Source organism: Streptosporangium pseudovulgare (genome assembly GCF_014648055.1).
GTDB lineage: Bacteria > Actinomycetota > Actinomycetes > Streptosporangiales > Streptosporangiaceae > Streptosporangium > Streptosporangium pseudovulgare.
This window is the reverse complement of record NZ_BMQJ01000020.1, coordinates 47,998-73,325: the sequence shown is the minus strand read 5'-3', so window position 1 is coordinate 73,325 and position 25,328 is coordinate 47,998. Positions and strand designations below refer to the sequence as shown.

Below are 25,328 nucleotides of genomic sequence, written 5' to 3'. Positions count from 1 at the left end.
CCCGTTGGGAGGATCCGTCCGATACGCTGCCGTCACCGCGCGCCTGAACACGCCCGGACAGCGAAAGGGTGGGGCCATGTCATCCGGTGACATCGACGCACTGTTGCGGGTGACCTCGCCCACGTACGTGGGGAGAACCTCCCCGGATGTCGCGTTCGGCACGCTCGACGGGCCGGTGGGCCGGCTCGTCCTCGCCGTGACGGGCCGGGGCGTGGTGGCGTGCAGCTACGAGGACGAGAACACCGTCTTCGAGCGCGTCAGCAACGAGGTCAGCTCGTTCATCGGGGGCGACCCCCGGCGGCTCGACCCGGTCCGCCGGGAGCTGGACGCCTACTTCTCCGGACGGCTGCGCACCTTCACCGTCCCGATCGACCTGCAGCTCGCCACGCCGTTCGCCCGGACGGTCCTGCAGAAGATGCTCACGGTCCCGTACGGCACGGTGACCACCTACCGGGAGATCGCCGAGCGGATCGGCAGACCGCGGGCGCTGCGCGCGGTCGGCAACGCGCTGGGCGGCAACCCGGTCTGTGTGATCGTGCCCTGCCACCGGGTCGTCGAGAGCGAGACCGTCCTGGGCGGCTACGCCGGCGGCCCGGTCGCCAAGGAACGGCTGCTGCGCGTCGAGCGGGGCGCGGGCCGCCCGCCCCTGAGCCCGTAGGCGGCCCGCGGGCGCGGGGCGGGGCCCCGCACCCGTTCGTTCAGAGGACCCCGCACCCGTTCAGGAGAAGCGACCGGTCACGGCGCGCCCCGCTCCCGATGGACGGCCGGTCACCGCGTACGGGCCGGTCACGGAGTGCGGCGGGTCACGGAGTGCGGTCGAGGGCCGGGGGCGGTCCGGCCCGTACGGCGGGCCAGCGCCCCGATGGCCAGGGTGACCAGGCCCGCGACGAGGAAGGACCCGACGGCCGCGCTCATCCACGGCTGCTTGGCGAAACCGACGGCGTCCCTGACCCAGGCCCAGCGGTCGTCCCACCACTTCACCCCCGCGGGGGCGGCGAGCAGCCACCAGGCGGCGAAGCCGAGCACCCACGGGACCACCATGAGCAGGCGGGAGGGGGCGGTCTCGGAGGTGTCCCAGGTCCGGCCGCGGCCGAGGAGGAAGTAGTCGACCGCCAGCACACCGAACATCGGGACGAACACCGCGCCGATGATGCCGAGGAACGCCTGGTAGGAGTGGACGTCGATGACGAGGGCGACGGCGGTGGTCAGCACGCCGATGGCCACGGAGAAGACCCTCCGGTCCACCCTGGGCATCAGGTTCTGCAGCGACATCGCCGTGGAGTAGACGTTCGCGAACGACTGGTCGGTCTCGCGTAGCACCAGGATGCCGAAGAACAGCGCCCCGAGCGGCGCCGCCACGAACGGGGCGAACACCGTGGTCTGGTTCTCGCCCACCGCGGCGTGGCCGGCCAGCGCCACCGCGTAGACGCCGACGGCCAGGCACGCCACCTGGGCGATCGTGTAACCGCCGACCACGCCGGCGAAGGCCGCGCGGCTGGACCGCGAGTGCCGGGCGTAGTCCGCCGCGACCGGCACCCACGACACCGACAGGGCGATCACGAAGTCCACCGCGGGGGCGAAGCCGTGCCAGGACCCGCCGGTCTGGGCGGGGGTGTCGCGGAGGAAGACCACCGCGAACCAGACGACCGACACCACCACGCCGACGGTGACGAACCGCCGCAGCAGCCGGATGGCGCCCAGCGGGTAGAGGGTCAGCGCCGTCGTCAGCGCCCCGGCGGCGACCGCCCAGACCGCGTACGGCACGGACGGTCCGAAGATCGCCTGGGCGCCCATCGCGACGACCCACAGCTCGAACGCGCCCCAGCCGATCATCTGGACGATGTTGAGGACGGTGGGGACGTAGGAGAGCCTCGCCCCGAACAGGCCGCGCAGCAGCACCATCGCGGGCCGGCCCGTCTGCGCGCCCGGCACCGCGGCGAGGCCGACCATCGCGGTGCCGATCAGGCTGCCGACGAGCGCGGCGAGCAGCGCCGCCGGCAGGGTGAGCGTGTCGCCGTCGAGCAGGGGGTCGATCAGGAAGAGGGCGAAGGAGAAGCCGAGCAGGCTGACGCCCAGGTTCGCCCAGAACGCGCCCTGGTCCAGCGCGCCGAGCGTCTTGGGCGGGGCCTGGTCGAGGGTGAGGGGGGCCTCTGCATGCTTGGAACCGATGACATCGGATGTCACGAAACGCTCCCTACGCCGGCATTACCCGGACAGGTTCAGGCGGTCGGCAGCGGCTGTGCTGCCCTCTCAGCCCGGCGCCCCGAGCTCCCGCGTTGGCTTATGCAATTGGCGCCCTCATATTGCCGCATGACAGGACACACCGCCACAGCGGGCCGCTGCCGCGGCCCCGTCATCAATCGTTCATTCAGATTGATCAGCATGAAAAGTATGCGTTGGACTCATTGATCGGTGTTCGCCCACCCTTGACCACATGACGGAGGCCCTGAAGGGCGCCCCGGCCAGGCGCCGCAGCGTCCCGTCCCCTCGGCCCGTGACATCCGATGACCAGAAAGAAGATGATGGCCACACACGTTGACCACCCTCACTCGGCCACCAGGTCGTGGCTGGGCGTCTCGGCGATCACCGCCAGCCTGTTCGTCTTCCTCACCACGGAACTGATGCCCGTCGGCCTGCTCACCCCGATGAGCTCGAACCTGGGCATATCAGTGGGCACCGCCGGGCTGATGGTCACCCTGTACGGCGTCTCAGCCGGGCTGGGTGTGCCGTTCATCGTGGCCTGGACCAGGCGCGTCAACCGGCGCGTGCTGCTGTCGGCGCTGCTGGTGATACTGACCCTGGGAAACCTCATCACCGCCGTCTCACCGAACTACCCGCTGGTCCTGACGACGCGGCTCGTCATGGGATTCGCCAGCGGCGTGTTCTGGGCCATCGGCGTGAGCATGGCGATGCGCATCGTCGCCGAACGCCACGCCGGCAGGGCGGCCGCCATCGTGATGTCGGGCATCTCGGTCGCCGCGGTCGTGGGCATACCGCTGGGCACCGTCCTGGAGAGCCTCACCGGCTGGCGGACCACGTTCCTCATTTGGGCCGGCCTCAGCGCGCTGGTCCTCCTCGCGGTCGTCGCCGCGATCCCGTCGCTGCCGTCGCAGAACGCGGTCCCGGTCCGGGAGGTCTTCACGCTCCCGCTCAGGAACGCACCGCTGCGCCTGGTGCTGTTCACCGTCGTGCTGTTCGTGCTCGGTCACTTCGGGGCCTACACCTTCGTGCGCCCCTACCTGGAGGACAGCACCTCCGCCACGCCCTTCTTCATCACCGCGGTACTGATGATCTACGGCGCCGGAGGCGCGGCCGGGAACTTCATCGCCGGGCACACGGCGAGCAGGAACCTCAGGGGCAGTTTCATCGTCGGCTGCGCCGGGCTCACGGCCTCCCTGCTGCTGTTGCTCACCATCGGGCACGGGCAGGCCGGCGCGGTCGTCTCGCTGGTCCTGTGGGGGATCTCCTTCGGCGTCGTGCAGTTGTGCCAGGTCAACATGACCCAGGCCGCCGCGCCCGACACCTTCGAGGCCGCGATGTCACTCAACACCATGGCCTACAACACCTCCATCGCGCTCGGGGCGCTGTTCGGCGGACTGCTCGCCGACCACCTGGGCGTCACCGGCGTCGTCTGGTTCGGCGTGGCGCTGACCGCCGCCTCGCTGCTCCTCACCCTCGCCACCCGCGGCAGGACCTCACCCGCCGTCGCCGACGAAGCGACGGCCGCACACGGATGAGCCACCCTACGATTCAGACGGAACAGTCAGCAGAGGAGATCATCGATGCGGGTGAAAGCCTTCGACCACCTGGTGCTCAACGTGCGGGACGCCGAGCGGGCACTGGAGTTCTACGCGGGGACCCTCGGCCTCCAGGAGGAGCGGGTCGCGGAGTGGCGAGCGGGTGAGGCGCCCTTCCCGTCGGTACGGGTCGACGAGTCCACCATCATCGATCTGGTCGAACGTCCGCGCGGTGAGTCCAACGTGGACCACATCTGCCTCGTCGTGGATCCCGTGGACTGGCAGGAGGTGATCGACTCCGGCGTCCTCACCGTGCTGGAGGGGCCGGTCACCCGGTTCGGCGCGCGTGGCGACGCGCAGTCGGTGTACGTGCGGGACCCGGACGGCAACACCGTCGAGCTGCGCTGGTATCCCCAGGACGCCGGACGGTGAACAGTGGCGGGGCCGGCCCGGCCGCGTGATCCCACGATCGACGCGATCGGGCCGGCCCCGGTCCGGCGGATCAGGCCACGAACGGGTCCCGGCCGCTCTCGCTCACCATCGGCAGGCCCGCGCTCCCCCACGCCTGCATGCCGCCGCCGACGTTGATCGCGTCCCGGCCGACGTGGTTGAGCCAGGCGGCGGCGTGCGCCGACCGGCCGCCGGAGCGGCAGATCACGTAGACGGGCGCGTCCGGCGGCACCTCGCCGGCCCGGACCTGGAGCTCTCCGAGCGGGATGTGGACGGCCGTGGGCGCGTGTCCCGCCCGCCACTCGTCGTTCTCGCGCACGTCGAGCAGGAACGCTCCGTCGGGGACGGCCTGTGCTTCGACTTCAGGAACAGTCATGACGCCCATTGTCCCAAGTCCGTCCCCCGGTGGGGCGGGAAGTGGCCCAACCGGGCTTCCGTACGGCCCGGCCGGGCCCCCGGCCGTGTGACCCGACCGGCCTCCGGTCGTACGGCCCGGCCGGGCCCCGGCCGTACGGGACGGATGACCGCACGGGACGCCCGGTACGGCGGGCGCCGCCGTACCGGGCGGGTGGCACGGCGGCACCGGCCGTGCGTGATCGGCTACGTCGCGGCGGCCACCGCCGCCGCACCGCCCGCCGCGGCGTTGATGGAGGAGATGGTCTTCGAGACCGCGTCGCCCGCCCAGTGGTCCTCGGCGATCTCCTTGAAGGCCCGCCGGTCCACGTCGGGGAAGGCCTTTCGGTCGATCTTGGCCGCGTGCAGTACGGCGATCAGCACGACCGTCCGCTCGTCGGTCGCGGCTCCGGTCAGCGCTTCCCGGACGCGCTCGCGCACCGCCCGCTCCACGCTCGGGTCGAGCTCCGGGTGGCGGGTGCGGGGGAAGATCCCCAGGACCTTCGACCGCTCCTCGTCCAGCACGCCACGCTCGGCCAGCCCGGCGAGCAGACGTCCGCGGAGCTTGGCCGAACGGAGCTTGTAGACCCACCGGTCGGGCTTGTGCGGCCTGCTCTCGGCGGCGATCCGGGCCAGCGCCGCGTCCAGCTCCGCGTCTCCCAGGGGGGTGGGGTCGAGGACGGTGATCTTCTTGTCGGCCAGGCCGACCCGGCCGTTGACCGCCAGCTCGGCCAGCAGGGCGCCGCCGAGGGCGACGTCCAGATCGGTCGAGCCGACCAGTTGCTTGCCTTCCCGCTCGCTGAGCGCGAGGAGGAGGACTTCCTCGGCGATGGTCGTCATGATCGAGACCCTACGTCCGGGACCGCGCGGACGCGGAGCGCTCCCGGGGCCCGTCCCGCGGCCGCCCGGCCCCGCTCCGCCCCGCGCGAGTGCGCCGGAGGCCGAGGCCGGGACCGGGCCACGGCGGTCTCCCGGCGTCGCGCCGGGAGACCGCGTCACTTTCCGAGGGCGTCCTTGGGGACGGGCTTGTCCTCGGCCAGCGCCCGGAACATGCGCAGCGCCCGCTGGCTGTCCCACTTGGCGACGTCCTGCCCGTTGACCTTGGGGAAGGAGGAGACCGGAACGATCGTGGTGACCGGGTTGTCGCCCATGGCCAGCCCGAGGGAGAGCAGGTCGAAGGCGCCGGTCTCCTCGCCGACCACCACCGCGTCGGTGGCGCTCAGCGCGAGCGGGACGGAGCGGAAGGGGTTGATCAGGACGCCGGGGGCGGACGCCTTCTTCACCACCGCGGAGAAGAACTGCCGCTGGCGCTGGGTCCGCTCGAAGTCGGGGATGCCGCCGGTGGCGCGGGTACGGACGTAGCCGAGGGCGGTGCCGCCGTCCATCGTCTGCACGCCCTTCTTCAGGTCGATCCCGGCCTTGGGGTCTTTGATGTCCTGCTTGACGTTGATCTCGACCCCGCCGACGGCGTCCACGATGCCCACGAAGCCGCCGAAGCCGATCTCCATGTAGTGGTCGATCCGCAGGCCGGTGACCTTCTCGACGGTCTTGGCCAGCAGCTTGGGGCCGCCGTCGGAGTAGGCGTAGGCGGCGTTCAGCTTGTCGCTGCCGTGCCCGTCGATCGGCACGTAGGAGTCGCGGGGCAGGCTGACCAGGGTCGGCCGGCCGTCGCCGTCGGGGACGTGCAGCAGCATCATCGTGTCGGTGCGGCGGCCGACCGCGCGGCCGGTGGCGAACTTCCTGCGCTGGGCCTTGGTCAGGCCCTCACGGCTGTCGGAGCCGACCAGCAGCCAGTTGGTGCCGGCGGTGGCGTCCGGGCGGCCGGTGTACTCGCCGAGCGCGTCGACCTCCTTCAGCCGCGAGTTGATCACGAAGAAGCCGACGACGCCGAGCACCAGCAGCACGACGACCAGACCGGCGAGGATCCGCACCGCCAGCCTGCCGGGTCGTTTCGGTCTCCAGGTGGTGCCCGGCATCCGGGGGCCGCCTTTCCTGTCGGGGGGGTCGGCGCCCGCGGGCCGGGCGGAGGACGACTGCGAGCCGCGGAGCGGCCTGGCCGGCTCCGATCCCTGCCTGGCCTGGCCGTAGACCCGTGAGGTCGCCCGGGGGGCCGCCTCATCCCCCGGGCCGGACCCGGCGGACCCGGCGGGCCCGGCGGCGCCGCCGGGAGCCTGGTAGCGGGCCGTACGGTCGGCGTCCTGGCCGCGGGCCGTACGGCCGGCGTCCTGGGCGGAGGACGTGCGGCTCCGCCCCGGGACCGGATGGGCGGGCTGCCCCGCCGCGCGCCACGGCTCGGCGGGCGGCGGTCGCATCGCACGTGTGCGGTCGTCGTCGTCCTGCGCGTCACCCACGTCGTATCCCCGCCACTTCTCCGGTTCGCGATGAAAAGCCATTATCGACGCTACGTCGCGGTCCCGGCCCGCGAAGCCCTCCCCAAGATTTGGTCATACAGAAGTACCCAGACGGTACATAACCCCCAGTGATGCAGTCGTCAGCCGATCCGGAAACATCAGCCCCTCACGGATCGTTACGGTAGAGGACGACCTCTGCTCGAAAGGATGATCGTGTCCACTCCGGACCCATGGAGTACCGGCCCGTGCACAGGCACGGGAATCGCTGACCCGACCGGGAGAACCGCCCTGTGAACACGGCTCTCGGTCTGCTGGCCGTACTCCTTCTCACCGTCGCCACCGGCTTCTTCGTCGCCCAGGAGTTCGCGTTCGTGGCCGCCGACCGCGCCGTGCTGCGCGAACAGGCCGACGCCGGTGACGCCGCCGCCCGGCGCGCGCTGGAGGTGACGGGCCGGCTCTCCTTCATGCTCTCGGGTGCGCAGCTCGGCATCACCGTCACCGCGCTGCTGGTCGGCTTCATCGCCGAACCCGCCATCGCCGAGGTGGTCCGTCCCGGCCTCGTGGCCGTGGGGCTGCCCGCGGCCGTCGTGCCGGGCGTCGCCGTGGCGCTGGCCATCGTGATCGCCACCGTGGTCCAGATGGTCCTCGGCGAGCTGGCCCCGAAGAACTTCGGCATCGCCCGCCCGGAACCGGTCGCCAAGTTCCTGGCCCGCTGGACGCTCGGCTACCTCAAGGTCGCCGGGCCGGTCATCCGGCTGTTCGACTCCGCCGCCGCCGGCCTGCTGCGCCGGGTGGGCGTGGAACCGGTCGAGGAGGTCGAACACGGCGCGAGCCCCGAGGAGTTGTCCCGCATCATCTCCGAGTCGGCCACGGCCGGCGACCTGCCGCCCCGGCTGTCGGAGCAGCTCGAACGCGCCCTGGAGTTCGGCGACCGCACGGCCGAGGACGTCATGGTGCCGCGCCCCCGGGTGGTGCTGCTCCGCGCCGGGCGCCCGATCTCCGACCTGGTCGACGTGATCCGCGAGCACGGCCACTCCCGCTATCCGGTGCTGTCCACCGAGAACGGCGAGGAGGTGGTCGGCGTCACCGGCGTCCGCGAACTGCTGCGCTCCGGCGAGTCCGAGGGCCCGCTGTCGCAGATCACCCGTCCGGCCCTGCTGGTGCCCGACTCACTGCCGCTGCCGGCCGTGCTGGAGCGCATGCGCGCCGCCCGCGACGACCTCGCCTGCGTCATCGACGAGTACGGCGGGCTCGCCGGCGTGGTCACCGTCGAGGACCTGGCCGAGGAGCTCGTCGGCGAACTGATGGACGAGAACGACCCCGAACCGGCCGGCGTCGTCGCCAACGGCGACGGCACCTGGAACCTCCCCGGCACGCTCCGCCTCGACGAGGTCGAGCGCGTCACCAAGCTGGCGCTCCCGGAGAGCGACGACTACGACACCATCGCGGGCCTGGTGCTCGCCGAACTCGGCCGGATGGCCGAGCTCGGCGACGAGGTGACCGTCCCGCTGACCGTGGAGACCGATCTGCTCGACGACGACGGCCCGGAGGAGGCCAGCGCGGTGCTCACCGTGCTGTCGGTGCAGCGCCGGGTCCCGGAGTGGGTACGGCTGTCGCTCCCCGCGGCCGGGGACGGCGCGCGGGATGACGGCGCGCCGGACGACCGCGCGAAGGACGGTGCCCGGAAGGACGGCACGCGGGATGACGGTGCCAGGGAGAACGGCGCGCGGCGCGGCGAGCCCGCACTGAGCGCCGGCCGCAGGACCGGAGAGGGCGCCGGGACCGGCGCGGCGGAGGGAAAGCGATGAGCCCCGTGGGCGCGCTGCTGCTCGGCGTGGTGCTGCTGATCGGCAATGCCTTCTTCGTCGCCGCGGAGTTCGCGGTCATCTCGGCCCGCAGGCACCGCCTGGAGGAGCTGGCGGGCCGGGGCGGCCGGTTCACCCGGATCGTCGCCCGCGCCGCCGTACGCGGCGGCAAGGAGCTGTCGCTGATGCTGGCCGGCGCGCAGCTCGGCATCACGCTGTGCTCGCTGGGCCTGGGCATGGTCACCGAGCCGGCCATCGAGCACCTGCTGGAGCCGGTCTTCGGGCTGGTGGGCGTGCCCGAGTCGCTGCGGGTCCCCGTCTCGCTGGTGCTCGCGCTGGCCCTGGTCACGTTCCTGCACATGGTCGTCGGCGAGATGGCTCCCAAGTCGTGGGCGCTGACCCACCCGGAGACCGCGGCGATGAGCGTCGCCCTGCCGTTCCGCGGTTTCACCCGGGTGATGCGGCCGGTGCTGGCCTCCCTCAACGGCCTGACCAACGCCGTGCTGGGGATGTTCGGCGTGCACCCGAGGGACGAGCTCGCCACGACCAGGACGCCGGTGCAGCTGGCCATGCTGGTCGGAGAGTCGGGGCGGATGGGCCTGCTCGACCGCACCGAGCACGACCTGCTCACCCGGGCGCTGCGCGCCCACCAGCAGCCGGTCGAGCGGCTGATGCTGCCCATCGAGCGGGCCGCCTCGGTGGCCGGCGACGCCCCGGAGGCCGAGGTGCGCCGCGCCGCCGCCGACAGCGGGCACCTGCGCCTGCTGGTCAACGCGGGGCGCCGCTCGGAGGTGGTGGGTGTGCTGCACGTCAGGGACCTGCTGATCCGGCCCGGGGAGAGCCCGGCGGAGCTCGCCCGCCCGGCGCCCAGGCTGGCGAAGACCACGACGATCTCCGAGGCGGTCGCCGTCCTGCAGGACGCCCACGCCCACGTGGGCCTCGTCACGGACGAGGGCGGCGAGGTGGCCGGCATGGTGAGCCTCACCGACCTGGTGGGCGAGATCCTCGACGTCCGGGTCCTGGCCGCCCGCTGAGGGGTCGTCGGAGAACGAAGCCGGCGGCGGGTGGACCTCGTCCTCCCGCCGCCGGCGATTCCCCCACCGGGCCGCCCGGTTTCTCCCGCCGGCCCCCGGTCACGCCGGGCCGGCCGGCCCGGCGACCTCCCGTCGCCCGAACCGGCGATCCCCTTTCCGCGCAGGTCAGCGATATCCCGATCGCACCGGACAGCCGGATCGGCCATGCTCATTAAGCCGAGGGCGAACAGGATGAATCTCCGGCAAGCCCACCGAAAGTGCCCTGCAAGCGGTTCGGGGTAGACAGTCGTCCATGATCGGTCACCGTACGGCCCCCCGCCCGGACTCCGGGGGAGGTCGCCGCGACATGCGAAAGGGCCCCGGCTCTCACGAACCGGGGCCCTTCATCGACACTTTGGATCCGCCGATTTCATCGACGGTTCCGTGTGGGCGAGGAGGGATTTGAACCCTCACGTCCTTTCGGACACACGGACCTGAACCGTGCGCGTCTGCCGTTCCGCCACCCGCCCTTGTTGGGTGCGGTCGAAACATTAGCACGAATCAGCCGCTACCCACGAACCCGGATACGATCCTCCTAGACGCGGAGCGGAGGAGCTTGGGTGCGAGAGAGCGAGGAACGAGCCCCCCAGCGGCCGTGACCCACATAGGACGGAAGAAGGGAGGTACCCGGTGGGAGTCCTTCAGCGCTTCGAGCGCAGGCTCGAAGGCTTGGTCGAGGGGGCCTTTGCGCGGGCGTTCAAATCTGACCTTCAGCCGGTCGAGGTCGCCAGCGCGGTCCAGCGGGAGATGGACGAGCGGGCCGCGATCGTCGCGCAGGGGCGCACGCTCGTGCCGAACGACTTCGTGGTCGAGCTGTCCATGACCGACAGCGAGCGCCTTGAGGTCTACGCCGACAGCATCGGCCACGAACTCGCCAACCTCGCCAGGGAGTACGCCAAGGAACAGGGCTACTCGTTCGTGGGACCCGTCCGGGTGCGCTTCGAGACCGCCGAGGACCTGGCGGTCGGGCTGTTCCGGATCCGCTCCGGCGTGATCCGCGGCGCGACGGTCGAGCAGAACGAGATCCGCCAGTCACCGAGCGACGTGCCCGCCGCCCCGCCGCGCGCCTTCGGCGGGCGCCCCCGGCTGCTGGTCTCCACCCAGGACGACCCGCAGGGGCAGCGCTCCTACGACCTCACCACGCCGGTGACCCTGCTCGGCAGGGGCACCGACTGCGATCTGCGGCTGGTCGACCCGGGTGTGTCCCGGCACCACGCCGAGCTGCGAGTGGAGGGCCCCGAGGTCGTGCTCGTCGATCTCGGCTCCACGAACGGCACCTTCGTCAACGGCCAGCCGGTGCGCCGGGTCGAGCTCCAGAACGGCACTCGCGTGACGCTCGGACGCACGACACTGGTTTTCCGGCGCGATTAGAGGTAAACAGACGCTCCATGTCCGAGCTCACGCTGCTGCTGATCCGGCTCGCCTTTCTCGCGGTGCTGTGGTTCTTCGTGATCGCCGCGGTCGGCGTGATCCGGACGGACCTCTTCGGCTCCCAGACGGCAGGCGCCGCCTCAGCCCGCAAGACGCCCAAACCGGTCAAGCCCGCGGCCAAACCCAAGAAGGGCGAGCCGCGGCAGATGGTCGTGACCGGCGGGCCCCTGCAGGGCACCACCATCCCCCTCAGCGAGGCGACGATCACCATCGGCCGGGCGACCGAGTCCACGCTGGTGGTCAACGACGACTACGCCTCCAGCCGGCACGCCCGGCTCTTCCCCCAGGACGGTCAGTGGATCGTGGAAGATCTCGGCTCGACCAACGGCACATATCTCGACCGCTCCAAAGTCACCCGTCCGACTCCGGTGCCGCTCGGTGTTCCGATCCGCATCGGTAAGACCGTCATCGAATTGCGCAAATGACCATCGCACTCCGTTACGCCGCCCGCTCCGACGTCGGGCTCCTCCGCGAAGGCAACGAGGACTCGGCGTACGCCAGCGGCCGTCTGCTCGCCGTCGCCGACGGCATGGGCGGTCATGCCCACGGTGAGGTGGCCAGTTCGGTCGCCATCGCCGCGATGTCCTCCCTCGACGAGGGCGCGGCCGGGAGCGACCTGCTCAGCGCCATCGAGGCGGCGGTCCGCGACGCCAACCGCAGGCTGCACGAGATGGTCGGGCGCGACCCGAGCCTGAAGGGCATGGGCACCACGCTCACCGCCATGCTGTGGTCCGGGACGCGGGTGGCGCTGGTCCACGTCGGCGACTCCCGCGCCTACCTCCTGCGGGCCGGGGAGCTCTACCAGATCACGCACGACCACACGCTGGTGCAGTCCCTCGTGGACGACGGGCGGATCACCCTGGAGGAGGCCGCCACGCACCCGCAGCGGTCGATCCTGCTGCGGGCGCTCGACGGCAGCGGGGAAGTCGATCCCGACCTGTCCCTGCGCGAGGCGCAGGTCGGTGACCGCTACCTGCTGTGCTCCGACGGGCTGTCGGGGGTGGTGAGCGCCGAGACGCTGCACCACACGCTCTCGACGGTGAACGATCCGGAGGCGGTGGTCCGCGCGCTCATCGACCTGGCCAACCGCGGCGGCGGCCCGGACAACATCACCTGCGTGGTCGCCGACGTCCTGGAGGTGGACGAGGAGTCCGTCCCGGCCGCCGAAGTGGCCGTGGTCGGCGCCGCGGGCTCGTCCCGGTCCCAGCCTCAGCCGCCGGACACCCCGGCGGGCCGCGCCGCCGCGATCACCATGCCGCAGCCGGTCGTCACCGACGACGGGGACGAGCCCGCGGCCCCCCGGGCCGCGGGACGCCCGCCGAAGCGCCGGCGGCGCCTGTGGCCCCTTCTGGCCTCCGCCGGGGGCGTCGTCTTGGTCGGCAGCGGCCTAGGGTGGTACTTCGGAAACCAGTGGCTCGACGACCAGTACTTCGTGGGGGCGAAAGGGGATGAGATCGTGGTTTTCCAGGGCGTGAAGACCAATATCGGTCCCATCGAGCTCTTCGACGTCGCCCGGAGCACCGCCGAGTCGATAACGGTCCTCGGAGCCTTCCAGCAGGGTCAGGTCCGCGACGGCATCCCCGTCCCCGACGTCGACGCCGGCCTGCGGAAGATCCAGGAGCTGAAGTCGTCCGCCCAGAAGCCGGAGGGAAAGGCCAGGCAGACCACCCAGCCCAGCCAGAGCGCAACCCCGGAACCCACGAGGTCGCAGTAGACACATGAGCACCCCTGCCGCAGAGCCCGTCCCCATGCCCGCCAAGCGACGGGTGGCCCAGCTCGCGATGCTGGCCTTCGCCGTCGCGATCGTGATGTTCGCGTACGCGAACGTCGGCTTGGCCATCGACCAGAAGATCCCGGCGGGGATGCTGGGCTACGGCCTCGGCCTGGGCGGCCTCATGCTGGTGGCCTACCTGGTGCTGGCGAAGTTCGCCCCCTGGGCCGACCCGCTGATCCTGCCGCTGGTGACGTTGATCAACGGTCTCGGGCTGGTGATGATCTACCGGCTGGAGGAGGTCAAGGCGTTCGGCGCCTCGGCCTCCACCCAGCTGATGTGGACGGCCGTCGGGGTCGTGATGTTCACCGTCACGCTGATCGTGCTGCGCGACCACCGCGCGCTGCAGCGGCTCACCTACACCTCCGGAGCGCTCGGTCTCTTCCTGCTGATCTCGCCGCTGCTGCCGCTCATCGGTGTCTCGCAGAACGGCGCGCGGATCTGGATCGGCATCCCCGGCCTGGGCCAGCTCCAGCCCGCCGAGTTCGCCAAGCTCGCGCTGATCGTGTTCTTCGCCGGCTACCTCGTCGCCAAGCGCGACGTGCTGGCCCTGGCCGGACGGCGGCTGCTCTTCATCGACCTGCCCCGGGCCCGCGACCTCGGCCCGATCCTCATCGTCTGGGGCCTCAGCCTCGGCGTGCTGATCCTGCAGAAGGACCTCGGCTCCTCGCTGCTGATCTTCGGCACGTTCATCGCGATGCTCTACGTCGCCACCCAGCGCACCTCGTGGGTGCTGATCGGCATCCTGCTGTTCATCGGCGGCGCCGTCGTCGCCGGGACGATCTTCGACCACGTGTACGCCCGGTGGGAGGTCTTCCTCGACCCGGAGAACCAGGCGTTCTACGACCGTGAACTGGGCGGCAGCCGGCAGCTCATGCAGGGCCTGTTCAGCATGGCCACCGGGAAGATCCTCGGCACCGGGCTCGGCCAGGGCCACCCCGACCTGATCCCGCTGGCCATCTCCGACTTCATCTTCCCGGCCATCGGCGAGGAGCTCGGCCTGACCGGGCTGATGGCCCTGCTGATGCTCTACGCGCTGCTGGTCGAGCGCGGCCTGCGCACCTCGCTCGCGGCCCGCGACCCGTTCTCCAAGCTGCTGGCGGGCGGCCTGTCGTTCATCCTCGCCTGGCAGGTCTTCATCATCGTCGGCGGCGTCACCAACCTGATCCCCCTCACCGGCCTGGTCACGCCCTTCATGTCGCAGGGCGGCTCGGCGCTGCTGGCCAACTGGATCCTCATCGCGCTGCTGGTACGCACGTCGGATACGGCCAGGCAGCCGCCGCCCCAGGCCATCCAGGACGAAGGAATGACGCAGGTGTTCCAGCGATGAACGGTCCCCTCAAGCGCGTCGCCATCGCCTGTCTGCTCATGTTCGGCCTGCTCATGTTCAACGTGAACTACCTGCAGGCCGTCAAGGCGGACAAGCTGAGCGCCGACTCGCGCAACGACCGCAACTTCTACAACCGCTACGAGGTCGAGCGCGGCCGGATCACCGCCGGCGACAAGGTGCTCGCCGAGTCCGTCGACACCGGCGTCAACAAGGACTTCCGGTTCGAGCGCCGCTACCCCGGCGGCAAGGTCTACGCGCCCATCACCGGCTTCTTCGCGCCCGAGAGCGAGCGCGACATGGAGCGCGCCGAGAACGGCCTGCTCAACGGCTCCAGCGCCGACCTGCTGATCCGGCGCGGCATCGACCTTTTCAGCGGCAAGAAGACCAAGGGCGCCAACGTCGACCTGACGATCGATCCCAAGGCCCAGGAGGCGGCCTACGAGGCGCTGAGCGCCAGCGGCAAGAAGGGCGCGCTGGTCGCGATCGAGCCGAAGACCGGGGCGATCCGCGCCATGGTCTCGGTGCCGTCCTATGACCCCAACCCGCTGGCCAAGCCCAACAAGGCCGACGTCAACAGGGCGTACAACAAGCTGGACAAGAACGCCGACAAGCCGCTGGTCAACCGGGCGATCGAGCGCACCTACCCGCCGGGCTCGACCTTCAAGGTGGTCACCATGGCCGCCTACCTCGAAAGCGACGACAGCCTCGGGCCGCAGAGCCAGATCGACGCCCCACAGGTGCTCGACCTGCCCAACACCACCCACGATCTGCCCAACTACGCCGGCGCGGCGTGCGGCGCCGGTCGGGTGACGCTGTCGTTCGCGCTGGAGAAGTCCTGCAACACGCCGTTCGGCAAGATGGCCATGGACCTCGGCTACGACGCGCTTCAGAAGCAGTCGGAGAAGTTCGGCATCGGCGGCGAGCCGCTGAGCATCCCGCTCGCGGTCGCGGGCAGCAGGCTCCGCGGCGACGAGGACCTCGACGCCGACAAGGCCGCGCTCGCCCAGACCGCCATCGGCCAGCGCAGCAACCAGATGACCCCGCTGCAGATGGCCATGATCGCCGCGGGCATCGCCAACAACGGCGTGGTGATGAAGCCCTACCTGGTGAACAAGGTCGCCGACGCCGAGGGCAACGAGATCGAGTCCGCCGACCCCGAAGAGCTGTCCACCGCCGTCAGCGAGGAGACCGCGGCCAAGCTCAAGGAGATGATGGTCAACGTCGTCGACATCGGCACCGCCGGCGCCGCGAAGGTCCCGGGCGTCACCGTCGGGGGCAAGACCGGAACCGCCGAGACCGCCGACGGCCGTGACCCGCACGCCTGGTTCATCTCCTTTGCCCCCGCCGAGGACCCGAAGATCGCGGTCGCGCTCATCGTGGAGTCCGGGAGCGCCGGTGGCGAGGCCACCGGCGGTCACACCGCCGCCCCCATCGCCAAGAGCGTGATGGAAGCGGTGCTGAGACGATGACCGCGTTGCTCGGGGGCCGATACCGCCCGCTGGGGCGGATCGCGACGGGCGGCATGGGCGAGGTCTGGCGGGCCCGCGACGAGCTGCTGGGCCGCGAGGTGGCGGTGAAGCTGTTGCGCCGCCACGTGGCGGCGGACCCCGACTTCCGCGAGCGGTTCCGCATGGAGGCCAGGATCGCGGCCGGTCTGTCCGACCCCGGCATCGCCCAGGTCTTCGACTACGGCGAGGCCGACGACGTCGCCTACCTCGTGATGGAGCTGGTCCCCGGCGAGTCGCTGGCGACCATCCTGAAGCGTTCCGGCCCGCTGAGCGCCGAGGACACCCTGGACATGGTCGAGCAGACCGCCCGGGCCCTCGCGGCCGCGCACCGGTCCGGGATCATCCACCGCGACATCAAGCCGGGCAACCTGCTGGTCACCGAGACCGGAACGGTGAAGATCACCGACTTCGGCATCGCCCGGGCGCTGGAGGCCGCGCCCATGACACAGACGGGCACCGTCCTGGGCACCGCCCAGTACGTCAGCCCCGAGCAGGCGTCAGGGGAGCGGCTGACCGTCGCCACCGACGTCTACTCGCTCGGCGTGGTCGCCTACGAGTGCCTCGCGGGCCGGCCGCCGTTCGTCTCCGAGACGCAGGTGGCGATCGCGCTCATGCACATCGGCCAGGAGCCGCCGCCGCTGCCCGAGAGCGTGCCGCAGGCGGTGCGGGACCTGGTGATGCGGTGCCTGGCCAAGGACCCCGGCAGCCGTCCGGACGGGGCCGAGGACCTGGCCGGCCGGGCCCGCGCGCTGCGCGAGTCGCTCACCGCGACCGGCGCGGCCGGACTGGCCCTGCTGACCGACCCGCACGGGTGGCGGGCGGAGCCCGCGAGCGAGTGGCCGCGCGACGTCGTGCCCGCTCCGGCGGGCGGGGACGCCGGAGCGCAGACCCCGGTCGGCCCGGCCGGGGCGGGCGACGCGGACACGGACGCCGCGGGTGCCGCGGGCGCGGTCGTCGCGGGCGCCGGCGCGGGTGTCGCGGGCTCGGGGATCTCGGACCCGGGCGTCGCGGGCGCGGACCCGTACGGCCTCGGCGCGGAGACCGCGGGCGGCGCGGCGCACGGTCCGGCGCACGGTGCGCGGCGCTCCCGGCGGGGGCTGCGCCGTACGACGGTGATCGCCGCCACGGTGGTGGGGTGCGCGGCGGCCGTCGGGCTGGGCGCGCTGACCGCCCAGGACCTGGCGAACCGGAACGTCGACCGGGGCACCGGCGGGTCGGTCATCCCGGCCAGCCCGACCGTCACAACCTCCCCGTCGCCCACGCCGACACGCCCCCGGCCGGTCCGGAGCCGGCCGTCGGCCGTGCCGACGAAGCAGCACCGGCCTTCGTCCACGCCGTCGGCTACCGTAAGCACATCGGCCACGCCCAGCGCCCGGCCGAGCACGTCGCCGACACCCAGCCCCACTCCGACCGCCCCGCCTCCGCCCCCGACCCCCACCGCCCCTCCGGCGACGCCGAGCACCACGACCAGCACCACCCCCGACCCCGGCGAAACAGACCCGCCGAACGGGGAGACGTAATGTGGCACGGGGTCGATGATGGACACCGGTGGACCAAGGGATCACCGGCACCCAAGATGAACGGTAAGGGACAGTGCAGGAAATGACTCAGCCCCGACGCCTCGGCGATCGCTACGAGCTCGACGGCGTCGTCGGACGCGGCGGCATGGCCGAGGTGTACCGCGCTCGAGACATCCGGCTGGACCGGGTCGTCGCCATCAAGACTCTCCGCGCGGACCTCGCCAGGGACCACATCTTCCAGGCGAGGTTCCGCCGGGAGGCGCAGTCCGCCGCGTCACTGAACCACCCGTCCATCGTCGCGGTCTACGACACCGGTGAGGACGTCACGGACGGCGCGCCGGTGCCGTACATCGTGATGGAGTACGTCGACGGCCGCACGCTGCGCGACCTGCTGCGCGCCGACCGGCGGCTGATGCCCGAGCGGGCGGCCGAGCTGGTCGACGGGATCCTGCGGGCGCTGGACTACAGCCACCGCGGCGGCATCGTCCACCGGGACATCAAGCCGGCGAACATCATGATCACCCGTAACGGCGACGTCAAGGTCATGGACTTCGGCATCGCCCGCGCGATGGCCGACTCGGCCGCGACCATGACGCAGACCGCGCAGGTCATCGGCACCGCCCAGTACCTGTCGCCGGAGCAGGCCCGGGGCGAGCGCGTCGACGCCCGCAGCGACCTGTACTCCACCGGCTGCGTGCTGTACGAGCTGCTGACCGGGCAGCCGCCGTTCACCGGCGACTCCCCCGTGGCGATCGCGTACCAGCACGTCCGCGAGGATCCGATCCCGCCGTCGCAGATCGACCCCGAGATCCCCAAGTGGGCCGACGCCATCGTGCTCAAGGCGATGGCCAAGGACCCGGCGCACCGCTACCAGAACGCCGGGGAGATGCGGGCCGACATCCAGCGGGCGCTGTCCGGGATGCCGATGGACCCCCAGACGATGGCGATCACCAACAACTACGGCTCCGCCACCCGGACCATGCAGCAGACCCAGGCCGGCGTCCCCGGCCCGGCCACCCAGCGCACCACCGCCGTCCCGGCGTACGAGTACGGCACCGAGGTGGCCGGCGGGGGCGGAGGCGGCGAGCGCGGCCGGCGCCGCCAGCAGGGCAACGGCAACGCCGCGGTCAAGACCGCCGCGTGGATCCTGGTCCCGCTGCTGATCATCGGCGCCTTCATCGGCGTGGGCTACATGTTCCTGAGCGACCCCGGCGACACCGCCAAGGGCAGCAAGGTGAAGATCCCCTCGCTGGTCTCGCAGACCGAGGAGGCGGCGAACAAGACGCTCACCGATATGGGGCTCAAGGTCAAGGTCGTCGAGAAGTACGACGAGGAGATGGAGAAGGGCGCGGTCATCGACACCGACCCGCCGGCCGAAACCGAGGTGGACAAGGGCAGCGAGGTCGTCCTCACCGTCTCCAAGGGCCTGGAGAAGGTCGCGGTGCCCGACGTGGTCAGCATGACCACCGAGGAGGCCACCTCCGCGCTGGAGGCCAAGAACTTCAAGGTCAGCGTGGTTCCCCAGGTCTCCAGCGGCAAGGAGGGCGTCGTCTTCAAGACCGACCCCGAGGCGGGCAAGCGGGCCGCCAAGGGCAGCACCGTCCGGCTCTACGTGCCCAAGGCGGCCGTGGAGGTGCCGAGCGTGGCCACCCTCACGGTCCAGGACGCCAAGCGGCTGCTGCAGCAGGCCGGGCTGAAGGTCAAGGTCGTCCCGCAGGCGAGCGAGCTGCCCAAGGACACCGTCCTCAGTCAGGGTCCCGAAGCGGGGACGAAGGTCCAGCCGGGCACCACGATCACGCTGGTCGTGTCCAGCGGCGAGGCGCCGCAGCCGACCCAGCAGCCGTCGACCCCGAGCGACGATCCGACCACCGGCGACGAGCCCCAGCCGGACGACACCAACACCGACGACGGATGGGGTGACGGCGGCGGCCAGGACGACGGCGGCGGCGGCGACGTCTTCGACAACCCGCCGCCCGGCGACGGGAACTGAGCGACCGGTCGGCACCACGATGAAGGGGCCCCGCCGTACGGCGGGGCCCCTCGTCGTTCACGGACCGCGCGAGCCGTTCCGGGCCGGAGAGAGCCGGAGAGAACGGTGAGCCCTTCCGTCACTCGGGGGCGATGGCGGAAGGGCTCACTGGTTAGTCGTTCAGGCGGACGCGGGTGTTACAGACCTCGCCGAGCCAGTTTCCGAGCAGCCGGTGACCGTGCTCGGAGACCACCGACTCCGGGTGGAACTGCACGCCCTCGACGGGCGCGGTACGGTGCCGCAGGCCCATCACCGTGCCGTCCGCGGTGGTCGCGGTCACCCGGAGGTCGGCCGGTACGGTTCCCGGGACGACGGCCAGCGAGTGGTAGCGGGTCATGGTGACCGGGGACGGCAACCCGGCGAAGACCCCGCTGCCGTCGTGGGCGACCGCGCTGGTCCGGCCGTGCATCAGCTCGGGGGCCCGCGCGACGGTCGCGCCGTGGGCCACGGCGATGGCCTGGTGGCCGAGGCAGACACCGAGCAGCGGCAGGCCGCGGTCCCGGCAGCGGATCACGAGCGGGACGCTCACCCCGGCGTCCTCGGGGGTGCCGGGGCCGGGGCTGATCAGGACCCCGTCGAACCCGTCGGCGTCCTCGGCCGCGACCAGGTCGCGCGGGCGGACGTCACAGGAGGCGCCCAGCTCGCGGAGGTACTGGACGATCGTGTGGACGAAGCTGTCGTGGTTGTCCACGACGAGGACGCGCGGCGCCGTCCCCGGCCGGCGCGGGGCCATCGGGTGGCGCGGGGTCATGGGACCATCGTGACGTGGTCGAAGGGAATCCGGGTCTCCATCCAGGGGAACACGAGAAACCAGAGTACGGCCACCGCCAGCCCGGCCAGTGTCAGCGCCGTGACCGTCTTCCCGACGGGGCCGCCGGGAAGCAGCCGCCAGATCCACCCGTACACGCGACCCTCCTCATCCGCTCGTGTCGTGCCCGCCCGCCGGGCCGTGCGCGGGACGCCCGTCCGCCGGGCCGTCCGTGGAGTGCCCGCCCGCCGGACCGTCCGTGGAGTGCCCGTCTGCGGCGTGGTCTCCCTTCACGCCCGTTCCCGCGGCCGGGCCGTCCGGTGGGCGGTCGGCCCGCGGTGGTTCCGGCTTCCGATCGGCCCGCGACGGCTCCTGCTTCCGGCCCGCCCTCCAGGGGCGGTGGTCCCGGCGTCCCTCCAGCTCGCCGGTGACGACCAGCCGCTGGGCGGCGGAGTACTCCGGGTGGCAGGTGGACAGCGTGATCAGGGCTCTGGTCGGCCTGCGATCGGGATGGGCGGGGTTCGGGGCGATGACGTCGATGTCGGTGGGATCGACCACGCGCTTGCCGGTGACCCGGTAGGTGTAGCGGGCATCGCGGGCGTCGACCACGATGTAGTCGCCCCGGCGGAGCTCGTCAAGGCGGTTGAACGGGGCGGCATAGGTGGTTCGGTGCCCCGAAATAACGAAATTTCCAACTTTTCCGGGCAGGGCGGAGCCGGGGTAGTGGCCGGGCCCCATCCGGAGCTGCTCCCAGCCGACGCCCTCCACCACGGCGTACCGGTAGAGATCGCCGAGCCGGGGGATCCGCAGCATGGCCAGCGCCCCGCCCACCTCGACCTCGCCGAGCCGGCCGGTCCGCACGATGTTCTTCCTGGCCTCGACGAGCTGTCTGCGCAGCAGCGTCTGCTGCTCACCCGTGTAGGAGCCGGTCCCCCAGACGAGGTAGGCGCAGAAGAGCAGCAGGACCGCGCCCAGTGTGATGCCCGTCTCCCCCAGGGCTCTCAGCGCGGCTCTCATTCGCCCAGGCTAGGCGGGAGAGGCGGCCCGGGACCGGAGCGAAGCGCGCCGTTGGCGCAAGGTTTGCCCCATGCTGATCGCCCGTGGGATCGCCATGTCCCATGTGTGCGGTCTATTCTTACTCGGGTCTTCACCCACCAGCGACTACGCTGGCTACACGGCCTGCGCACGATCCGGACCGCGCAGGGTTGACGCAGGAGAACCCAGTGCCCAAGTCCAAGACTCGTAAGAAGGCGGTCTACACGCCGCCGCAGACGGCCCAGACGGTCAAGGTGAGCCCGCGCTGGCTCGCGCCGGTCATGGTGGCCTCCTGGATCATCGGCATCCTGTGGATCGCCGTCTACTATGTGGCCCCCACCGCGCCCCTCATCGGCGCCCTCGGCAACTGGAACCTGTTCATCGGGTTCGTTTTCATCATCTTCGGTGTGGTGCTGTCCACCCGCTGGCGTTAGTTCTTTCCACAGGGTTATCCACACCCTGGGGAAGCCCCAGGGTGTGGATGATCAAACAGGAAGGCCGTACCGCGCCTCGTAGGCGATCGGCGGCAGCAGCACGACCGCCGCCACCAGCAGCAGGAGCACCGCCACGCAGCCGGCCAGCTGGAACGCGTTGCGGTTCCCGCGCGGGGCGTGGACGAGGATCGCCGCCACCGCGACGCCCGCGACCAGACCGCCCAGGTGGCCCTGCCAGCTGATGCCGCTGAGGGTGAACGTGAGCAGCACGTTGATGCCGATCAGCCACAGCACGCCGGTGACGTCGTAGCGGAGCTTCCGGCCCACCACGAACAGCGCGCCGAACAGGCCGTAGATCGCACCCGAGGCGCCCACCGCGTTGATGCCGAACAGGTATATCGCCACCGAGCCGCCGAGCGCGGAGAGCAGGTAGAGGGCCAGGAAGCGCAGTGAGCCGAGGCTGCGTTCGAGCTGCGGGCCGATGACGTACAGCGCCAGCATGTTGAACAGGATGTGGGTGATCGAGAAGCCCTGTCCCGGCTGCGCGTGCAGGAACGCGCCGGTGACCAGGCGCCACCACTCGCCCTCGTGGATGGCGGGGGAGAAGGTGGAGAAGGTGACGATCACCCCAGGGTCGAGGAACTGGGCGCCGTAGGCCAGGACGTTCACCACCAGGAGCGTCCAGACCACGTACGGGGTGCCGACCGGCCTGCCGCCGAAGACCGCCTGGGTCCGCCGTACCGTCTTGCCGCCCTCGGCCACGCACTCGGGGCACTGGAAGCCCACCGAGGCGTCCCGCATGCAGTCGGGGCAGATCGGGCGCTCACAGCGCTGGCAGCGCACGTAGGTCTCGCGGCCGGGGTGGCGGTAACAGGTGGGGACGGCCGCGGTGTCAGCGGTGTCAGGCTCGCCGGGAGGCTGGGTGGTCATGGCGTCTCGCTGCCCCTTCGACCGTGCTGTTGTCCACAGACTGCCAGCCTATTAAGGATCCCGGGTGCCCGCGCACGCCACGGTGGCCGGGAACGGACGTACGGCGGGCGCTGACGTCCGCGCGATGCGGATACGGGCCCGCGGTGGCCGTACGGCGGGCACGGGTGCCCGCGCCGTGAGGCGGCCGGCGACCCCGTGCGCGGGGTCGCCGGCCGCCCGGCGGTCGCGGACGGATCAGCCCTGGACGCGGTCGATGGTGACCGACTCCAGGACGACCGGCTCCTTGGGCCGGTCACGGGCGTCGGTGTCGGTCTTGGCGATGGCGTCGATGACGTTCTGGCCCTCGACGACCTCGCCGAAGATGGTGTGGCGGCCGTTGAGGTGCGGCGTGGGCACCACGGTGATGAAGAACTGCGAGCCGTTGGTGCCGCGGCCGCCCTGGATGCCGGCGTTGGCCATGGCCAGCAGGTAGGGGCGGTTGAAGAACAGCTCGGGGTGGATCTCGTCGTCGAACTTGTAGCCCGGTCCGCCGATGCCCTGGCCCAGCGGGTCGCCGCCCTGGATCATGAAGCCGTCGATGACGCGGTGGAAGACCGTGCCGTCGTAGAGCTTGTCGGTGGTCTTCTGGCCGGTCTCGGGATGCACCCACTCGCGGGTGCCCTCGGCCAGCTCGACGAAGTTGCGCACCGTCTTGGGCGCGTGGTCCGGGAAGAGCTGAACCTTCACGGTGCCGCGGTTGGTGTTCAGAGTAGCGATCAACTTCTCAGCCACGAGGGACTGCCCCCTTCGGGTCTCTTTGTTCACACCCTGTGCGAGGTGCTGTTTTGTGGTCTTGTGATGGCTGCGGCCGGAGCCGGTCCATCTAGCATCCTCCCACGGCCGGTAATGATTGAGCCGCCTTCGATCGGGAAGGGGACGCAACGGGGCCCCGACGACTGGGGAGGTTGATGTGCCTCTTGTACTGCTGAGGAAGCAGAAGATCGAGAAGATCATGCCGACGGACGCACGGTTGATGACACAGATGAAACTGCAGCAGATGAAGTCTCAGGTCGCGAGTGCCGCCGATCGCATGGCGCCGGTGGCCGTCCAGGCCCGGGACATGGCGCAGGACAAGCTCTACGTGGCCCGCGAGTGGGCCGCGCCGAGACTGGACGCGGCCGCTCACTCCGTGGAGGAGCAGCTCGCCCCCAGGGTCAGCGCGATGCTGTCCCAGGCCGCGGCCAAGGTCGACCCCGCGCCCAAGGGGAAGTCCCGCAGCTGGCCGATGTTCCTGCTGCTCGCAGGGCTCGCGGTCGGAGCCGCCGGCTTCGCGATGTACCGCAGGAACTCCGAGCAGTGGACCGACATGCTGAAGGAGAACGCCTCCGACGCCTCCCGCTGGGTGAGTGAGAAGGCTCACACCGGGACGCAGAAGGCCGGCGAGATGACCGGGAAGACCGCCTCCAAGACCGGCCCCGAGGCGGACGGGCACGCCGACAAGGGCGAAGCCCAGGCGGATCAGGCTTCGAACAAGCTGTCCTGAGCAACGCGAGTGCGGCCCACCCTTGCGGGGTGGGCCGCACTCGCGTTCCCGGATGCCGTCCGGGCGCCGGCGATCGCGCTTCACCGGATTCCCGGCCGCTGCATCCGTGTCTCGCGCCCCACCGGGCCGCGCCGCCGCGAACCGCCGGCAGCGGACCGCGGTCAGCCGCCGGACGCCTCACCGGCGAGCCGGAGCACGTAGGTGGTCGTGCGGTTCTCCACCTCGAACCCGGCGCGGGAGTAGACGCCCAGGGCACCGGTCGGATTGTCGGCGTCCACGCCCAGGGCGGCCCGCCGGTAGCCCCGCGCGCGGAACTCTCCGAGGGCGTGGGCCAGCAGCGCCCCGGCCACCCCCTTGCCCCGCCACTCCCGCACCGTGCCGATGATCTGGATCCACGCCTCGCGGATCCCGGTGGCCTGGGTGTCCGCCTCGTAGTAGTGGGTGATCAGCACCGCCACGCCCCTGCCCGACTCGTCCTGTACGAGGTAGGAGTCCTCGGGACGGAAGGCGTGCACGCCGACGATGGTCCGTTCCCAGCTCTCCGGGGTGTGCGGGACGCTGCCCCAGTGGTCGGTGAAGGCGGCGTTGCGCACCCCGCGGGCGGCGTCGGCGAGGTCCGCGCGGTAGGGGACGATCCGCAGACCGGCCGGCAGGGCCGCCGGGCGGATCTCCGTGCCCAGGTCGCGGCCCATGGTGAAGAACCACCGGGAGGGGGCCATCCCCGCCGTCCGCATCAGCGCGGTCGCGCCCTCGTTGCCGTCGAAGACGCCGGTGTGGAGTTCGAGGGGACGGCCGGGATGACGCCGCTCGTGCAGCACCGGCGTGTTGCGGACCGCCCAGTCGAGCACGTGACGGCCGAGGCCACGGCGGCGGTACTCCGGGTGGACCGCGGCCCACAGGTGCATCCGGTGGGCCGGGTCCGCGGCGGAGCCGCAGGCGGTGAGGCCGAAGGCCACCATCCGGTCGCCGTCCCAGGCGGCCAGGGTGCCCTCGGCCAGGTCGAGCAGGGGATTGTCGAGGTCGTCGGTGAGATCCTCGGCCCCGTAGTTCTCCCCGATCCGGTCCGCCTTCTCGACCTCGGCGAGCAGCGTCGCCCACCGCTCGACGTCGTCCTTGGTCAACGGCCGCCACTGGAGAGTCATGGGCCGCAAGCCTAGGGGGCGCCTCGCCGCGCCGCGAGACGTTTTCCGCCGTGCCCGCCGTACGGCCCGCGCCGGGGTGCGCGGACCGGTCCGGTGACGGGAGCGGGCCGTACGGCGGG

24 protein-coding genes, 1 tRNA gene and 1 riboswitch are annotated in these 25,328 nt (G+C 71.4%); of the genes, 14 read left to right on the top strand and 11 right to left on the bottom strand.

Features of this window, described 5'->3' with window-relative positions; genetic code table 11:
- The first annotated feature begins 76 nt into the window (after positions 1–76).
- Positions 77–658 carry a methylated-DNA--[protein]-cysteine S-methyltransferase gene (locus IEZ10_RS31530; RefSeq protein ID WP_189250159.1) on the top strand — a complete coding sequence of 194 codons (582 nt, stop codon included), beginning with the start codon at positions 77–79 and terminating at the stop codon, positions 656–658.
- Positions 659–786: 128 nt separating this feature from the next.
- On the opposite strand, the gene IEZ10_RS31525 is transcribed toward IEZ10_RS31530, so the two are convergent.
- On the bottom strand, positions 787–2,184 hold the full coding sequence (locus IEZ10_RS31525; protein WP_189250158.1) for a purine-cytosine permease family protein: 1,398 nt from the start codon (positions 2,182–2,184) through the stop codon (positions 787–789).
- Positions 2,173–2,285: riboswitch (TPP riboswitch) on the bottom strand. It overlaps the preceding gene by 12 nt.
- A gap of 237 nt (positions 2,286–2,522) precedes the next feature.
- On the opposite strand from IEZ10_RS31525, the gene IEZ10_RS31520 reads away from it, so the two are divergent.
- Positions 2,523–3,737: an MFS transporter gene (locus IEZ10_RS31520; RefSeq protein WP_189250157.1), complete on the top strand. Its 1,215-nt coding sequence runs from the start codon at positions 2,523–2,525 to the stop codon at positions 3,735–3,737.
- 45 nt (positions 3,738–3,782) lie between these two features.
- Positions 3,783–4,169: a VOC family protein gene (locus IEZ10_RS31515; protein ID WP_189250156.1), complete on the top strand. Its 387-nt coding sequence runs from the start codon at positions 3,783–3,785 to the stop codon at positions 4,167–4,169.
- Positions 4,170–4,239: 70 nt separating this feature from the next.
- Here IEZ10_RS31515 and IEZ10_RS31510 read toward each other — a convergent pair whose 3' ends face one another.
- From IEZ10_RS31510 to IEZ10_RS31500, 3 genes are all read right to left on the bottom strand, one after another.
- On the bottom strand, positions 4,240–4,572 hold the full coding sequence (locus tag IEZ10_RS31510; RefSeq protein ID WP_189250155.1) for a rhodanese-like domain-containing protein: 333 nt from the start codon (positions 4,570–4,572) through the stop codon (positions 4,240–4,242).
- A 215-nt stretch (positions 4,573–4,787) separates the two neighbouring features.
- Positions 4,788–5,420, bottom strand: coding sequence for a GOLPH3/VPS74 family protein (locus IEZ10_RS31505; protein WP_229811843.1), 633 nt, complete (start codon positions 5,418–5,420; stop codon positions 4,788–4,790).
- Between the two features lie 155 nt (positions 5,421–5,575).
- A complete protein-coding gene (locus IEZ10_RS31500) occupies positions 5,576–6,931 on the bottom strand; it encodes an LCP family protein (protein WP_229811842.1) in 1,356 nt (451 codons plus the stop codon).
- Positions 6,932–7,221: 290 nt separating this feature from the next.
- Between IEZ10_RS31500 and IEZ10_RS31495 the strand changes: the two genes are divergently transcribed.
- Complete coding sequence (locus IEZ10_RS31495; protein ID WP_189250154.1) at positions 7,222–8,739, top strand: hemolysin family protein; 1,518 nt, start codon at positions 7,222–7,224, stop codon at positions 8,737–8,739.
- A complete protein-coding gene (locus IEZ10_RS31490; RefSeq protein ID WP_189250153.1) occupies positions 8,736–9,770 on the top strand; it encodes a hemolysin family protein in 1,035 nt (344 codons plus the stop codon). Before IEZ10_RS31495 ends, IEZ10_RS31490 begins: the two co-directional genes overlap by 4 nt.
- A 426-nt stretch (positions 9,771–10,196) precedes the next feature.
- On the opposite strand, the gene IEZ10_RS31485 is transcribed toward IEZ10_RS31490, so the two are convergent.
- Positions 10,197–10,279 (bottom strand) — tRNA-Leu (locus IEZ10_RS31485).
- 160 nt (positions 10,280–10,439) lie between these two features.
- Between IEZ10_RS31485 and IEZ10_RS31480 the strand changes: the two genes are divergently transcribed.
- The 7 genes from IEZ10_RS31480 to pknB all read left to right on the top strand — a co-directional run bounded on the left by IEZ10_RS31480 (position 10,440) and on the right by pknB (position 19,359).
- Positions 10,440–11,180 carry an FHA domain-containing protein gene (locus IEZ10_RS31480; RefSeq protein WP_189250152.1) on the top strand — a complete coding sequence of 247 codons (741 nt, stop codon included), beginning with the start codon at positions 10,440–10,442 and terminating at the stop codon, positions 11,178–11,180.
- A 17-nt stretch (positions 11,181–11,197) separates the two neighbouring features.
- A complete protein-coding gene (locus IEZ10_RS31475) occupies positions 11,198–11,665 on the top strand; it encodes an FHA domain-containing protein FhaB/FipA (RefSeq protein ID WP_179821337.1) in 468 nt (155 codons plus the stop codon).
- Positions 11,662–12,954, top strand: coding sequence for a Stp1/IreP family PP2C-type Ser/Thr phosphatase (locus tag IEZ10_RS31470; protein WP_189250151.1), 1,293 nt, complete (start codon positions 11,662–11,664; stop codon positions 12,952–12,954). Before IEZ10_RS31475 ends, IEZ10_RS31470 begins: the two co-directional genes overlap by 4 nt.
- A gap of 4 nt (positions 12,955–12,958) precedes the next feature.
- Entirely contained in the window at positions 12,959–14,341 is a 1,383-nt protein-coding gene (locus IEZ10_RS31465; RefSeq protein ID WP_189250150.1) for an FtsW/RodA/SpoVE family cell cycle protein, read from the top strand.
- Positions 14,338–15,810 carry a peptidoglycan D,D-transpeptidase FtsI family protein gene (locus tag IEZ10_RS31460; protein WP_189250149.1) on the top strand — a complete coding sequence of 491 codons (1,473 nt, stop codon included), beginning with the start codon at positions 14,338–14,340 and terminating at the stop codon, positions 15,808–15,810. The genes IEZ10_RS31465 and IEZ10_RS31460 overlap by 4 nt, the downstream gene beginning before the upstream one ends.
- A complete protein-coding gene (locus IEZ10_RS31455; protein ID WP_189250148.1) occupies positions 15,807–17,369 on the top strand; it encodes a protein kinase domain-containing protein in 1,563 nt (520 codons plus the stop codon). Before IEZ10_RS31460 ends, IEZ10_RS31455 begins: the two co-directional genes overlap by 4 nt.
- Before the next feature lie 82 nt (positions 17,370–17,451).
- Positions 17,452–19,359: a Stk1 family PASTA domain-containing Ser/Thr kinase gene (pknB, locus tag IEZ10_RS31450; protein ID WP_189250147.1), complete on the top strand. Its 1,908-nt coding sequence runs from the start codon at positions 17,452–17,454 to the stop codon at positions 19,357–19,359.
- Between the two features lie 151 nt (positions 19,360–19,510).
- On the opposite strand, the gene IEZ10_RS31445 is transcribed toward pknB, so the two are convergent.
- The 3 genes from IEZ10_RS31445 to IEZ10_RS31435 are packed head-to-tail and all read right to left on the bottom strand — an operon-like array spanning position 19,511 to position 21,163.
- Positions 19,511–20,149 carry an anthranilate synthase component II gene (locus IEZ10_RS31445; RefSeq protein WP_229811841.1) on the bottom strand — a complete coding sequence of 213 codons (639 nt, stop codon included), beginning with the start codon at positions 20,147–20,149 and terminating at the stop codon, positions 19,511–19,513.
- Positions 20,146–20,304, bottom strand: a complete 159-nt coding sequence (locus IEZ10_RS31440; protein WP_189250146.1) for a hypothetical protein — start codon at positions 20,302–20,304, stop codon at positions 20,146–20,148. The genes IEZ10_RS31445 and IEZ10_RS31440 overlap by 4 nt, the downstream gene beginning before the upstream one ends.
- Positions 20,305–20,314: 10 nt before the next feature.
- Positions 20,315–21,163 (bottom strand): class E sortase, encoded by an 849-nt coding sequence (locus IEZ10_RS31435; RefSeq protein WP_189250145.1) that lies wholly within the window; start codon positions 21,161–21,163, stop codon positions 20,315–20,317.
- A gap of 206 nt (positions 21,164–21,369) precedes the next feature.
- Between IEZ10_RS31435 and IEZ10_RS31430 the strand changes: the two genes are divergently transcribed.
- Complete coding sequence (locus IEZ10_RS31430) at positions 21,370–21,615, top strand: cell division protein CrgA (RefSeq protein WP_189250144.1); 246 nt, start codon at positions 21,370–21,372, stop codon at positions 21,613–21,615.
- Between the two features lie 51 nt (positions 21,616–21,666).
- On the opposite strand, the gene IEZ10_RS31425 is transcribed toward IEZ10_RS31430, so the two are convergent.
- Both IEZ10_RS31425 and IEZ10_RS31420 read right to left on the bottom strand, forming a co-directional pair.
- Positions 21,667–22,545: a rhomboid family intramembrane serine protease gene (locus tag IEZ10_RS31425; RefSeq protein ID WP_189250143.1), complete on the bottom strand. Its 879-nt coding sequence runs from the start codon at positions 22,543–22,545 to the stop codon at positions 21,667–21,669.
- Positions 22,546–22,779: 234 nt separating this feature from the next.
- Positions 22,780–23,316 (bottom strand): peptidylprolyl isomerase, encoded by a 537-nt coding sequence (locus IEZ10_RS31420; protein ID WP_189250142.1) that lies wholly within the window; start codon positions 23,314–23,316, stop codon positions 22,780–22,782.
- Between the two features lie 178 nt (positions 23,317–23,494).
- On the opposite strand from IEZ10_RS31420, the gene IEZ10_RS31415 reads away from it, so the two are divergent.
- Complete coding sequence (locus tag IEZ10_RS31415; RefSeq protein ID WP_189250141.1) at positions 23,495–24,067, top strand: hypothetical protein; 573 nt, start codon at positions 23,495–23,497, stop codon at positions 24,065–24,067.
- Positions 24,068–24,228: 161 nt separating this feature from the next.
- On the opposite strand, the gene IEZ10_RS31410 is transcribed toward IEZ10_RS31415, so the two are convergent.
- Entirely contained in the window at positions 24,229–25,209 is a 981-nt protein-coding gene (locus IEZ10_RS31410) for a GNAT family N-acetyltransferase (RefSeq protein WP_189250140.1), read from the bottom strand.
- Positions 25,210–25,328 lie beyond the last annotated feature (119 nt).